Origin of the sequence: Candidatus Poriferisocius sp. (assembly GCF_965208355.1) — a bacterium.
Lineage (GTDB): Bacteria > Actinomycetota > Acidimicrobiia > Acidimicrobiales > Bin134 > Poriferisocius.
Genome location: NZ_CBDBOM010000002.1, coordinates 129,256 through 141,923 on the forward strand (window position 1 = coordinate 129,256; position 12,668 = coordinate 141,923).

Annotated in this window: 8 protein-coding genes, 1 tRNA gene and 1 other RNA gene; 4 read left to right on the forward strand and 6 right to left on the reverse strand. The window is 63.1% G+C overall.

Annotation, left to right across the window (positions count from 1 at the left end; translation table 11 throughout):
* The first annotated feature begins 55 nt into the window (after nt 1–55).
* A complete protein-coding gene (locus ACOGXH_RS00735; RefSeq protein WP_419927202.1) occupies nt 56–1,234 on the forward strand; it encodes an acetyl-CoA C-acetyltransferase in 1,179 nt (392 codons plus the stop codon).
* Between the two features lie 204 nt (nt 1,235–1,438).
* Here the strand turns inward: ACOGXH_RS00735 and recR are convergent, their stop codons facing one another.
* The 3 genes from recR to ffs all read right to left on the reverse strand — a co-directional run bounded on the left by recR (nt 1,439) and on the right by ffs (nt 4,167).
* Nucleotides 1,439–2,050 (reverse strand): recombination mediator RecR, encoded by a 612-nt coding sequence (recR, locus tag ACOGXH_RS00740; RefSeq protein ID WP_419927203.1) that lies wholly within the window; start codon nt 2,048–2,050, stop codon nt 1,439–1,441.
* A gap of 31 nt (nt 2,051–2,081) precedes the next feature.
* Nucleotides 2,082–3,971 (reverse strand): DNA polymerase III subunit gamma/tau, encoded by a 1,890-nt coding sequence (gene dnaX, locus ACOGXH_RS00745; protein WP_419927204.1) that lies wholly within the window; start codon nt 3,969–3,971, stop codon nt 2,082–2,084.
* 97 nt (nt 3,972–4,068) lie between these two features.
* Nucleotides 4,069–4,167: signal recognition particle sRNA small type (ffs, locus tag ACOGXH_RS00750), an RNA gene on the reverse strand.
* A gap of 97 nt (nt 4,168–4,264) precedes the next feature.
* Here ffs and ACOGXH_RS00755 point away from each other — a divergent pair.
* Both ACOGXH_RS00755 and ACOGXH_RS00760 read left to right on the forward strand, forming a co-directional pair.
* Nucleotides 4,265–4,352: transfer RNA gene (locus tag ACOGXH_RS00755), tRNA-Ser, on the forward strand.
* 379 nt (nt 4,353–4,731) lie between these two features.
* The gene (locus ACOGXH_RS00760; RefSeq protein ID WP_419927205.1) at nt 4,732–5,007 is read left to right on the forward strand and encodes a hypothetical protein; all 276 of its coding nucleotides are present in this window, start codon (nt 4,732–4,734) and stop codon (nt 5,005–5,007) included.
* Between the two features lie 318 nt (nt 5,008–5,325).
* On the opposite strand, the gene ACOGXH_RS00765 is transcribed toward ACOGXH_RS00760, so the two are convergent.
* Nucleotides 5,326–6,339: a hypothetical protein gene (locus tag ACOGXH_RS00765; protein WP_419927206.1), complete on the reverse strand. Its 1,014-nt coding sequence runs from the start codon at nt 6,337–6,339 to the stop codon at nt 5,326–5,328.
* Nucleotides 6,340–6,530: 191 nt separating this feature from the next.
* Nucleotides 6,531–9,593: an N-6 DNA methylase gene (locus tag ACOGXH_RS00770; RefSeq protein WP_419927207.1), complete on the reverse strand. Its 3,063-nt coding sequence runs from the start codon at nt 9,591–9,593 to the stop codon at nt 6,531–6,533.
* Between the two features lie 354 nt (nt 9,594–9,947).
* Between ACOGXH_RS00770 and ACOGXH_RS00775 the strand changes: the two genes are divergently transcribed.
* On the forward strand, nt 9,948–11,108 hold the full coding sequence (locus ACOGXH_RS00775; protein ID WP_419927208.1) for a hypothetical protein: 1,161 nt from the start codon (nt 9,948–9,950) through the stop codon (nt 11,106–11,108).
* A gap of 31 nt (nt 11,109–11,139) precedes the next feature.
* On the opposite strand, the gene ACOGXH_RS00780 is transcribed toward ACOGXH_RS00775, so the two are convergent.
* Complete coding sequence (locus ACOGXH_RS00780; protein WP_419927209.1) at nt 11,140–12,261, reverse strand: GmrSD restriction endonuclease domain-containing protein; 1,122 nt, start codon at nt 12,259–12,261, stop codon at nt 11,140–11,142.
* Between the last annotated feature and the right edge of the window lie 407 nt (nt 12,262–12,668).

The following is a 12,668-nucleotide window of genomic DNA, read 5'->3' on the forward strand; positions in this document are numbered from 1 at the left end:
GACGCCCTGACCGTAACCTGTTCGGCAGCGGAAACGAACGGATGAAGGGGAAGCAATGAGCAACACGGTGATCTTGGCCGGGGCCCGTACGCCGATTGGGAAGATGTCAGGAGGACTGGCGTCATTTCGGGGCACGGAGCTGGGGGCATTGGCCATTCGGGCCGCGCTGGACCGAGCTGGCGTGGCCCCGGAACAGGTGGACTACGTGTTCATGGGGCAGGTTCTGTTGGCCGGAGAAGGCCAGGCCACGGCGCGCCAGGCGGCGGTGGGCGCCGGTATTCCCATGACGGTGCCGGCCACCACGGTGAACAAGGTGTGCCTGTCGGGGATCAACACCGTCTACCTGGCCCACCAGATGATCTCGGCTGGTGATGCCGAGATCGTGGTGGCCGGGGGGATGGAGTCGATGACCAAGGCGCCCTATTTGCTCACCCGGGCTCGAGAGGGGTATCGCCTGGGTGACGGCGACCTGGTGGACTCCATGATGTACGACGGGCTGTTCTGCGCCTTCGACCAATGCGCCATGGGAACCGGAACCGAGAAGTATGCGGCGTCGAGCGGGCTAGACCGCGAACCCCAGGACGCCTTTTCCGCGCAGTCGCACCAGCGAGCTGCGGTCGCGGCAGACGGGGGTTTGTTCGACGACGAGCTGGTGGCGGTGGAGGTGCCCCAGCGTCGAGGCGATCCGGTATCGGTGTCGGCCGACGAGGGGGTGCGCCCGGACGCGACCGCGGAGGGGCTGGGCCGGCTGCGCCCGGCGTTCGCCGAGTCGGGCAACATCACTGCGGGCAACGCGTCGCAGATCTCGGATGGGGCCAGCGCACTGGTGGTGGCCAGCCGGGAGCGGGCCGAGCAGCTCGGCGTGGAGCCGCTGGGAACGTATGCGGGCTACGGGCAGGTGGCCGGGCCTGATCCCTCGCTGCTCACCCAGCCGTCTCGGGCCATATTCCAGGCGCTCAAGTCGTCGGATATGAGCCTGGGTGACGTGGACCTGTTCGAGATCAATGAGGCGTTCGCCGCAGTGGCGGTGGCGTCGATGGCCGATCTGGGGATTTCAGACGATGTGGTGAACGTCAACGGGGGCGCCATCGCCCTCGGACATCCCATCGGAGCCAGCGGAAACCGCATTGTGCTCACCCTGTTGCACGAGCTTCGCCGCCGAGGCGGCGGAACCGGGGCAGCCGCCTTGTGCGGGGGCGGTGGCCAGGGAGACGCCCTGCTGGTTCAAGTTTGATTGTTACAGACGCAGTATGACTTGACTTTGTTCCGTCATTTTTGTAATGTAATCGCAACAAACAAGCACCGCCTTATGCGTGCCGGTTCCCAATGCCCCCCGCCCGGCCCGCTAAGGCGGTGTCTTGCGTTTGACGGGCAGTCGACTCAGCCGGAGAGGCTCTGACCTCAAGGGAGATGAAGGGCCCTTTAGGGCCGTGAGGGCTCAGCTGGCGGAGATGCGCTGGCGTCCCTCCAGAGCCCGGCTGAGGGTGAGTTCGTCGGCGTATTCCAGGTCGCCGCCCACCGGAAGACCACTGGCGATGCGGGTGACGGCCACTCCGAGGGGCTCGATGAGCCGGGCCAAGTACATGGCAGTGGCCTCGCCCTCGATGTTGGGGTTGGTGCAGCAGATGACCTCGGTCACGTTCTCGTCGTCGATGCGGGCCAGCAGCTCCTTGACCCGGAGCTGATCGGGGCCGATGCCCTCGATGGGATTGATGGCGCCGCCGAGCACGTGGTAGCGGCCCCGGAATTCTCGGGTCTTTTCCAAGGCCACGATGTCGCGGGGCTCTTCCACCACGCACAAAATGGCTGGGTCGCGCCGGTGGTCGGCGCACAGCTCGCACTCGGCGTGCTCGCTGATGTTGAAGCACCGCTGGCAGAACCTGACTCTTGCTTTGGCCTCCTTGATGGCCTCGGCCAGCTTCAAGGCGTCTTGCTCGGACGCCTTCAGAAGATGGAAGGCGATGCGCTGGGCCGATTTCGGGCCTATGCCCGGCAGACGGCCCAATTCGTCGATGAGCACTTGAACCGGGGCGGTGTAGACGCTGCTCATGCTCGGTCCGTCGATTCCTACCGCCTAGGCCCTACTGCCCAGAGCCTGGTTGAACCGCGGCCGCTGGCGGTTCGATGGAGACCAACTCAGAGTCCGGGAACGCCGCCATAAGGTTGGAGATGGCCTCTTGGGCGACGGTCTCCTCGTCCATGAGCTCGTCGGGGTCGATTGCCTCGGGTTCATCGTGGGCGGGGCGCGACGGAACCGGTTGAAGGTCAGGAGGCGATGCTGTGCTGTCGTCGTCGATGGCCAGGCGCAGCGGCACTGGCCGTCCGAAGTGCTCTTGAAGCGCGTCGTCTACTGCTTCGCGGACTTCGTCGCAGCGGTCGATTTGGATTTGGCTGGGCAAGGCGAACACCGCGCTGTGGGAGTCGTTGGCCAAAAAGCGCCCGACCTGGAATCGAACTCTGGCCTTGTTGGAGAGGCTGGCCAAAATGGTGTCTCCCCACGCCAGAACGATCTCCTCTCGAGAAGGCAGCGGCTCGCCGGTCTCTGCGGCGCCAGTGCTGGTCTCAGAGGTTGAAACGGCCTCGGAGCCCTCGGGGTTGGCCGTCCGAGTGGCAGTTGCCGTTCCCGCCCGCACTGCTCCCAATGTGGGCCGCGGGCTCCGATCGGGGGATTGGGCAGCTTCGGATTCGGAGTCTTGGACGGCAGGGGCAGTCGAACTCGCCTCGGTCTCGGATTGCTTGGCCTGGATCTGGGCGATGGCGGCTCGGGCCCGCTCGTGTCCGCTGGTGGGGCCGGGAGTCCGCCGGTCCGTAGGCGAAGTCTCGGCGGCAGGGGCCGGGTTGTCGCGGTCCGAGGCCCCGGCCGACGCAGGCGGCCCGTGGCGTTCCAATCGCTCAACGCGCTCTAACAGGGCGGCGATGTCGGTGTCCAGATCGCGGCGGGTGAGCCGTCCTAGGGCCACCTCCAAGTTCACCCGGGGATCGGGAGCCTGGCGCATGTCCACCAAAGCGGTGCCCAACAACTCGAGCGCCCGGGTGAGCCCGGCCGGAGGGATCAGCGCCGCTGTGGCTCGGGCGCTCTCCTGCTGGGCGTCGGTGAGATGGCTGAGATCGGCGCCCATCGCGGACAGAAAGGCATTGCGGAGCCGGTCGAGAACTGCCTCTCCGATTATCCGGGGCTCGCGTCCCGATCGCAGGGCATCGTGTACCGCCACAAACGCGGGACCGTAGTCCTGGCCGCCCAGGGCGTCGATGACGGCGTCCACAGCGTCGAGCCGATCGGCCACCCCGCCGGCGGCCGCTATCTGGTCGAGGGCCGACAGCGTGTCCCGGGCCGATCCAGCCCCCCGGTGTACGGCATGGTCGATGGCATCGTCGCCCACCTCCAGCCCGGCTTGCTCGACTACCCAGCGGGCGTGGTCGGCCAGCACGTCGCCGTCGATGAGGTTGAACTCCAAGTGCTGGGTGCGGCTGCGGATGGTGGGCACCACTTTGTGGGGCTCGGTGGTGCACAGCACGAACACCACATGGTCGGGGGGCTCCTCGAGGGTCTTCAGCAGGGCGTTCTCGGCGCCGGGGGTGAGCATGTGGACCTCGTCGAGCACATACACCTTGGCCTTGCCGGGAGAGCCCATCGCCACCCGGGAGATGAGGTCGCGGACATCGTCCACCTTGTTGTTGGAGGCGGCGTCCAACTCGATGAGGTCGTAGGAGGCGTTGTTGGCAATGTCCAGGCACGACTGGCACTGGCCACAGGGCTCGCCCTCGCTGCTCAAGTCGGTGCAGTTGAGGGCCTTGGCCAGGATGCGGGCCGTGCTGGTCTTGCCGGTGCCCCGCGGCCCGCTGAACAGGTAGGCGTGGCCGACCCGCCCCTGTTGGACCGCGTTTTGCAGCGCTCGAACGACGGGCTCCTGCCCCCGCAGCTCCGCGAAGCAGCCCGGCCGGTACCGTCGATAAAGCGCCTGTAGGGCCATTGCGCCGACTTTACTCAGGCTGAGTGACAATGAGGCTCAGACGGGCAGAATCAGTGGGGCAGAACCAGTTGGGCCGTGTGATCCCGGTCTCGAAAGTGATGGCCAGGCGGTCTGCGGCACACCCCAGGATCCGCTGAGAGCTGCTGCCTCCCGGCCCTGACTCGGTTCACGGGCTGGCGTTGCACAGGACCCGACCATCACATTCCAAACCGGGCACACGGCCCAGATGGCCACAGGATAGCGGCAACCGGTTCAGGTATGCCCGCCGAGCCGAGATAGATTTGACTGCTCCGGGAGGGGTGCGAGAGCGGCCGAATCGGCACGCTTGGAAAGCGTGTGTGGCGCAAGTCACCGTGGGTTCGAATCCCACCCCCTCCGCCAGACAGAAAGAGGTTTGTGACCTCTGACCAGCAATAACGCAAACAGATAGTCAGCGTGTTGTCCAAATTGCTGTCACTCTTGGCCTCAAAAACCGCAATATATGACAACCGGGCCAGCAGCAGCTCCAATTCGAGAATGGTGGACGCCGCACCAGGATGTCCGCATGTCGACGAACAGAATCGCTGACGGTGAACAATTCACGCTTCCACTCTCCGGCCCCATCGCTGGCCGACTCAGCAAACCGCTACCCTCGTGCAGTCCAGTACAACCCAATACGCCTCCTCGATTGCAAGTGCGCCAAGCACCAGCAAGCAGATCAGCGACCCATAGGGAAGGCAACCGCCATGACTAATGACCACCGAAACCCCGAGGCCGCTCGATGACGTGCTTTCCCCCGCACGTCGTAGCCCAGCTTGATCCAGCCATCGACGAGCTGGCAGGCGCCATGAGTGCCCTCCATGCGGCGCTCGGGAATCTGGCGGGAGCGGCGAGGGCCGATCTCGACCCGGACAACGCCGAGACCGCGTTCTTGGCCTCGGCTGCTGCGGCAGCCCGCAACGCGTTCGGCTCGGAGTCTGACAGCGCCGAGGCGATGGGGCACATTTCAGGGCTGTGCGCCGACGTGGCCGGGTTCCTAGGACAACGGGAACTGTGAGCGATATCAAGAAGCCATAGGGGCGCTGTTCGGAATACTGGGATGCCGCCTGTGCGGGAGGTGGGAATGACGTAGCACTGCTTGGCCGAAAAATGGCTCTCGCTAGGATGCCCTCCATGCCTGATGACCAACTGGCTGAGCTTCTCAGACGTGAGGATTTCGACGGGTTGTTCAGAACACGGATGCGTTGGGACAACCCTCACTAGCGTGTTTCGGTCTCGGTCGATGACAGTTCGCTCAAGCCAAGAGCAGGGCTAGAGGGGGGTCTTGAGCGAAGCTGGAGCCGTCTAGGAGGCTCGTTGCAATGTCCTCTCTCCTCTAGGGTCTGGGGACAATGTGACGCTGGTCTACGGTGCCTGGTTTGGCTAAGCGCACCACTGCAAAGGAATTCGTTGAGAAGGTTGGGCCGATCACCCACACCTCGTCGAATTCCGTGAACTCGATATTGCCCTGGCCCAAGAACTGAGATTGCTGTTCGGATTCGGCAGCCGATTCAAGCTGCAAGGCTGCGCAGCCGCCGTCGATGTATACGGCAAGCCACTTATCGCCAGAGACTCCTTGCATTTGGCCTCTGTTTTGCTTCTTGTCGATTCCTTCTTGGATCACTGGCACTAGGCAGTCCACCGCTTCAAGGACGCACGCCCCTCCCGACGCAGTGGGGTAGACATTGATGCTCCCGCCATTTCCTTGCGCAATGGCTGGCTTGGACACCCTCACATGGCGTGGACGCAGCCCGGCTGTCACGCGGTCAGCGAGGTCGAGCGGATACCAGTAGTCACAGAGGCTTGAAATGTCAGCCTGCGCCCGTTTGTCAGGGTCCTCCGCTTGACTCCACTCATCGGAGTTCACCCTCTTCCACCAGTCCGATTGAGGCCCATGCTCATAAGGGTCAAATGGATCGGAGTTGAGCATTTGGGCAGCGCACTCTTGGATTGTTTCGGGTGCTCCTCCCTGCTCCTCTGCCTTCTTGAGAACCTTCTCAATTGCCTTGACCAGGGTTTTAAGAGTGCGCCGCTGGCTTCTGTGGGCTATGTCGCTATCTGAGACGTAGACCACCCAGTCGTGAGAAAGTTTGGTTGCCTTTACAGGGTTGATTTTTTCCGCTGTGTTGAAGAGCGCGTTGATTGCGCTGTTTGTGTGCGCTGTGATCTCGACTGTGACGACGAGGCCGTTGATGACCACCTCCAAGTCTGGAGTGCGCACTCCCTTCACGGTGCTTTCCCGCAGCCACCTGTGGCGCGATACGTCCTCAACGGCGCAGATGGCGTCAAATGCCATCTGCTCTTCTTTTCTTGGTGGGCTTTCCAGGGAAGATGCGCTGGGGGTTGTCATTGCTTCGTACCTGCCTACTGCCGGTGGAGGGTTCATTTCTGAGACAGATTCATCATCTCAGGGCTGAGTGGTCAAGCCGGAGGACCTCGCCCTTCGGTATCTCCTGGGATGACGTTCCTTAAGATGACGGAGATTCAAGAAGCTGGGTATCCGCGTCGCGGGTCATGTCGTTTTGTTGAACCGGTCGCGGGCTACCAGCTCAGGGCGCCCGCCTGGTCGAGCAGGGTTCCGACGGCCCCTTCGATTTCCTGTCCAACCTCACTCACCGCTAGTTGCTCGCGGACTTTCCGACGCATGTGTCCGTGCGCCTTAGAGGGCTTGATTTCAAGCCCTGCGACGAACTGCTCGGCTCGACTTCCGAGGTCGGCGAGTCTCGTGTGGAGATCGTTGTGATCGTCGTAGAGCGGCATCGGCACTCTCCAGAGATGGGAGATGTGGCGTCCGCCTCCCTTGCCCGAGGTCATGTAAGGCTCCGCGGCCTTCGTAACAGTCACGCTGTTCAGGATGGCACACAGGTATTGGGCCTCCTCGGTAGATCGCACGGCAGCCCAGTTGAGTTGGTGCTCCACGATGGCATGCCGATCCACCACCCGGCAGGCAGTGACGTGCATCCCTGAAGCGCCGTAGACCACACGGATCGGGGCGAGGGGGAACTGGGAGGTCAGCTTTTCGTAGTGGTCGATGTTCTCATCGAGGGAATGCTCGCCTTCGCCGTGCTCATCCCATAACGGGCGCGCTTCGTGCCACCAGCGCTTTAGCCCATGATGGTCGTCGATTTCCTCATCTCGCATGATCTTGCCCTTGCGAAGCGGAAGGATCGCCTCGAAGGGGCTTCGCTGCCAGTAGGGCATGACCGACTCGCCGAGCAGCACTTGGTGAATGAACTGCGATTCGATGACGCCTTCGAGGTCGTCCATCCACTTCCAGGGGGGATTTTCGTAGATGCCCCTCGACGAGCGCACTGGTCTACGGCCCTCGCCGGCCCCAAGCGGTGGCTCCTTGTCGGGATCAACAATTACCAACATTCGCGGATAGAGGTTGGCGCCGTTGGCGAAGCGCTCCTTGTAGGGCGATTCGACCTGCTCTGCGGCGTCGAGGCTGACCCGTTCGCCCACCTCGCGCTCGATGGCCCCCTGGACCTCATCCCACGGGGCACCCGGGTCGGACAGGTTGCCCGACCACCGCTCCACCTGCTCAGGCAGCGAGGAGTGCCTGTCCGAGCGCATTCCGAAGACGACGCATGCGGTGCGAGGAAAGAAGCGGTGACTGATCGGCGAGATGTCCCAGGCGGGGTCGAACACAACGTCAGTGCTGCCACCGCTTATGAGCGGGAACACCCCCGAGCGGAAACCTGCTGACTGCCCGCGAGAGAGCACCCCCGCAGGCATCACAAACGCGAACCGACCACCAGGTGCAAGGTATCGCTCCACAGAGCGGGCGACGAACAGATCGGCGAGGTCTTGGTGAGTAGCGACGTTCCCTCCAGCCCACAGCTTCCGCTCCTTCGCCATCAACTGGAAAACGGCCTTCATGGCATCGGTCATGTACCGGTACGCGAGCCACGGCGGGTTTCCCACCAGAACAGTTCGCCGGTTCTCCTTGCGGGACAGCCACGCGGGTCGGGCCAGATTCCTCACGTAGTAGCCCCAGATGTGGTCGCGGCGCTCATCATGCAGGCGGCACATCGTCTTGAACGTCGCCTCTACGGTGTCCCGGTCATCCCCGGAGAGGCCGTGTCGCCTTGCAATTCCAGCAAACGACGGAGCGTCCTTCCCTCTTTCCCGGTTCGTGGCTGAATCGGCCATTTCGGCAACCAGGGCGTCGAATGTGTCAGCATCGTCTAGGAGCCTCTGCGGGAATCGGAGTTGGTCGGCGAACATCTCCGCCCCGTCGTCGGTACTGACGTTGAGCGTCTCTGAGGCGAAGATGTCGCTCCGTTGGCCCCATTGAACGCTGTCGCCGAGGAACACGGGGACCCGCAGTTCCCGTCTGTCAGGCGCCGAAAGCCGCTCGGCGCCGATAGCCAGCAGGTAGGTGACGCGGGCCAGCGTCACCGCGACGGGGTGGACATCAACGCCGAAGACGTGCGAGGAGACGCCTGCGACGGCATCGCCGTTGGACATCCCGGCCTTGTCGGCCGCCTCCAGATAACGCCGGACAGCGTGGAACAGAAACGTGCCCGATCCGCAGGCCGGGTCCATGACCGTCTCAGCGAGGGGGTCGGCGACCACCTGCTCGGTGATGGCCTCGGCCAGGAAGTCCGGTGTGTAGTACTCCCCGAGTCGCCGTCGGGTCTCGACGGTGATGACAGACTCGTAGATCGTCTTCATCACGTCGTGGGTGACGGCTCCCCAGTCGAATTGCTCAAGCCTGCGCGCAAGTGAGCTGACCCATCGCCTCCCCTCGCCGCCGCAGTCCAGCGGCCAATCGAAGAAGTCCTGCTCGACGACTCCGTGAATCTGGGACCCTTGCGAGAGGAGATCCCCTCGCAAAAGGTCTCCGGGGGGCAACTGCGAGATCGAGTAGCCCAGGACTGCGTGCGCGACGCACTCCGCGGTAGCCACCAAAAGCGTGTGCTCGATGAACAGGTCCTCCTCATCGGCGCTGAACTGGGTGCCCAGCGCCGTCGTCAGCAGCTTCGCCCACAGCTCCCGCTTGATAGCGATCTCGGGATGGCTGCGGTGGGCGTCGTAAAGGGCGCGCAGCGCCGCCCGCTCCAAATCGTGCCCCGGGCTGGCGGCCCCGATCCGATCGGCAAGCGCCTGTCTGGTCGGGATGACCCTTTCCTCAGTGGTCAGCACCGAGGACAGCCAGGTAACCAGCGCTTCCACGTTGGGCGCCGCCGCATCCACGTGGTGCTCCGCGACTTCCACCAGCAGGCCGTCCGTGTGGTGGAACAGGTGCCAATCGCGCCCGTCGGTGACGATGCCCACGTACTGCTGTGCAAGGCTTCGGCTCCGCATCTCGACGTACCCGGCGAGCTGGGTGGCCGCTTCACCCAGAGCCCCCTGTGGCGCCAGGCTCCGCTTCACCTCGATGACGGTGCGGCCCATCTCAACGTCGATCCGGCGGCGATCGGCAAGCGGTGCTTCCAACTCGACATCCAGCACATCGCCCTCGGTGAGGTTCAAACCCGCGGCCAAGAGAAGCATCCGGACATCTGCTTGGACAGTCGCCTCGGTGCGGCCACGGCGGGAACGGTTCGCCAACCGCTCAACCAGCTCGCTGAGGCTGACATGCCCGTCCAAGACCATGGGGCGACTCTAGGCCAACACTTGGGGCAGTCTTCGGCCGCGCCGACAGCAGAGAACAAAAGGCAGATCGGGAATCCCACTTCCGGCAGATAGGGTGCCGCACTGGAGACCTCGAAGAGCCGGACACTAGGTCATGGGACTGGAGGGGACTGAGCCTTGAGCGAACTGCGAGCAGCATGGGGCCGGATAGCCGATCATCTGCGAGCCGAGGCTGACTGGCGTGAAGGCAGAGACGTTGAGGGGCAGAGCAGCTACCTGTACTCGGAGTGTTTGAGCCAGGAGCATTCCCCTGGGCGTCCCTTCAGATTGGGGGCCGCTTTCTCCTATGCAATTGCCACGCGTCACGAGGCAGGAATGGCCGTCGAGTTCGAGTTAGGGGACGTGTTTGAGCATGTCGGCACAATGGTGCGACTCGGCGATCAGGCTGTTGGGCAGATTGAAAGGGAGTTGGAACAACGGGCAAGCGCCGGTGGTGACGAATGGGTCAGGCGCTCGCTCGGTGGGCTTGCCAAGGAAGGTGGGAGCGAAGTCAGCGTTCATTTGGATGCCTATGCGCATTTGCTGGAGAGGCGTCCCTTCTCGGCCGCGATCGCCCGAGCCCAGCCGTCGCTGGAGCACGCCCGCCGAACCAACGAGGAGGTCTGCCTCTATGCGCTAGAGCAAATCATGGTCGGTTGCCGACTTGTGTGTCGGCATCCCTCGGAACCTGGCGGCACCCACGACGTGGACATGTTCCTTCCCGGCTCTGGTGCCTCGCCGGTGCGCGTCGAGTTCACCGAACTGACTAGCGAAATGGGCGAGCAGTGGGGCAAATGGCCCCGGTCGGGGAGGCCGCGTGCGATGAAGGAGGCCAGCGGCCAACTCAGGTATCGCTGGCACGCGTCGGTGAACATGACAGACACCCTTTTCCGACCCGAATGGGAAGCTCTGGTCAAAGATGCCAAAGAGCGGAAACAGCGCAGCTCTGAGATCGACGGGCTTTTGTTGAAGCACCTGGTGTGGGCGGAGAGTCAGATGGGAACATTCGAGGGGGCTGTGAGCCTCGCCAATCAGCGCATAAGCCCGCATCTGAAGCCAGGGGGCAGGTTGTTGGTCTTTCCCTCCTTTCTTGCAGAGAAACCCCCAAGCGGTACAGCCGGCGGCATGACCGTCTCCTACGACGGCTATCAGTTGGACTACTCGATCATCGGAAGCTCTGAGTCCGCTGAGCCGATCAATCGGGTGATTGCAGGCAAGGCAAAAAAGGACCAGGCTGGCGCGCTCGCTGGCGACAAGTGGTTAGTCATTGCTCTCGACCCGGTCTACGCCATCGGGGTGGCCCACGACATGGAAGCCCTGCTTAAACGCCCCAAATCATGGTTGGCCTTCGAGTCGAAGATCGAACGGCGGCACTTCGAGGAGGTGTGGATCGTTTGGGAGAGGCGGCGGAGGCGAGAAGATGGCGACACTTCCGATGTGCAAGTGAATGTCGTCCGTTTCACGCCGCGAGACTCGCACTTTGTTGTTTGCGATTGAGAGCAAATGGGCGCCGCCACACTGCTCGTGCTCAGGATGTGCAACCCCTCCCATCCCCATCTCGATCCAGCCGGTACGGGTCCACTCCTGGCACCAGCACGGTGACGGGTTTCTGGGCGGCGGTTAGGTCGCCGCAGTTGATTGCGTCTCCGGGCAGGTTGGGCAAGCATGGGCTGTAGGCGGGGTGGCAGTCGGAGTTGGCTTCGATTGTTCCGGTGATTGATCCTGTCAAGGTGCTGGGAAACCTGCGGCCAGAGCAGTCGGCTAGTGCTGTTGTCAAAGCATCTTTTTCGTCTTGGTCTACGGACAGGGAGTAGGCGGCTTTGACCTGCACCATCTCTTGGGCCATGAAGCACCGCCCTTCAACGGTGGTTTCTGTTCCTTGGCACACGCCGCTTCCGATCCGGCCCGACCATTCGGCCATGTCGCGCGCCCCTTTGGATCGGTTGACGCAATCTCGGGTCGCAACCAGGTTCTCAGCGTCGTTGCCGAACGCCATCCGGCGTGCTGTGTCCCACGCCCAGGCCCCGGACTCGAACGCTTCTTGGGCAGCGACGATGTGGTCCACGTCGCAAGTAGATGGACTGAACGAGATGCCTGTGTAGGGGTCGGTGCCTGCGTTGTCGCACAGGTAGCCCCGGTCATGCTCGAATTCGGCGCGCACATATCCCGAACCCTCGTACTCGGCCTCTACCGCCAGCCCGTCGAGCACGCCGATGACAGCCGATTCAGAAGGCGGGTCGATTGACGGTGCGTCGTCTGGCTGCTGGCCCCCTTCAACGCCGTCTGCCGCGCAGCCGCCGGGCACGAGCTGGGTGTCAACGTCGAACTGGCATCGGTAGATGTTCAGCAGGGCTTCTTGGCTTTGGATCAGCCCGTCCCGCACGTCGATGTCGTTCTGTGTGGGATTCGCGGGAGCGGGTCCAGGCTCGATCCGATCAGGCGTCGGGCATCCGCCGGGAACCACGCCGGTGTCCACCCCGAACTGGCATCTGTAGGTGTTCAGCAGGTCTTCTTGGTTGGCGATCAGCTGATCTCTCACTTCCACGTCGTTTTGGGTCTGGGCGGAGGCGACGGGTGTGAGCAGCACCGCTACCAGGCCAACGGCAGCGACAAGCAGCGCAACGGGTTGGAGCTTCAGGATTCTTCGCACGGGCGAATAGCTATAGCCGCTATTGCGTGTGGTTGACAACAGCCATCAGCGTGGCTTCGGCGACGGCAACTCAGCACCAGTACCTCATGTCCTGTGGTTTCGGTTCGAGGTCGAGGGTGATCGGCCACTGGTTGTCGGGGTGTTTTGCTGTTGTTTCGGCGCGCAGCCCGACAGCATCCGCATCAAGAGGGGAACTGCGAGACATTCTTGAAGGTCGTGGCCAATCCAGGACCCCTACTGGCTCGATTGGCCCCACGAGCATCCTTGGACCGGGCCTACTGATTTCACCCGTGGACAAAGCAGGGAAGAACTCTTGGCTGGTGTCTCATGAAAGCGATCTGCTTTGGGACTGATTGGGCAGGAATCTGGGAAAAAGTCGTCGAATCTCCCGGTGTACCCGGCTGCAC

Excerpts from the sequence above, each read along its gene's own strand:
- ACOGXH_RS00735 (WP_419927202.1), top strand. The coding sequence starts at position 56 with ATGAGCAACACGGTGATCTTGGCCGGGGCCCGTACGCCGATTGGGAAG.
- recR (WP_419927203.1), bottom strand. The coding sequence starts at position 2,050 with ATGAGCAGCGTCTACACCGCCCCGGTTCAAGTGCTCATCGACGAATTG.
- dnaX (WP_419927204.1), bottom strand. The coding sequence starts at position 3,971 with ATGGCCCTACAGGCGCTTTATCGACGGTACCGGCCGGGCTGCTTCGCG.
- ACOGXH_RS00760 (WP_419927205.1), top strand. The coding sequence starts at position 4,732 with ATGACGTGCTTTCCCCCGCACGTCGTAGCCCAGCTTGATCCAGCCATC.
- ACOGXH_RS00765 (WP_419927206.1), bottom strand. The coding sequence starts at position 6,339 with ATGACAACCCCCAGCGCATCTTCCCTGGAAAGCCCACCAAGAAAAGAA.
- ACOGXH_RS00770 (WP_419927207.1), bottom strand. The coding sequence starts at position 9,593 with ATGGTCTTGGACGGGCATGTCAGCCTCAGCGAGCTGGTTGAGCGGTTG.
- ACOGXH_RS00775 (WP_419927208.1), top strand. The coding sequence starts at position 9,948 with ATGGCCGTCGAGTTCGAGTTAGGGGACGTGTTTGAGCATGTCGGCACA.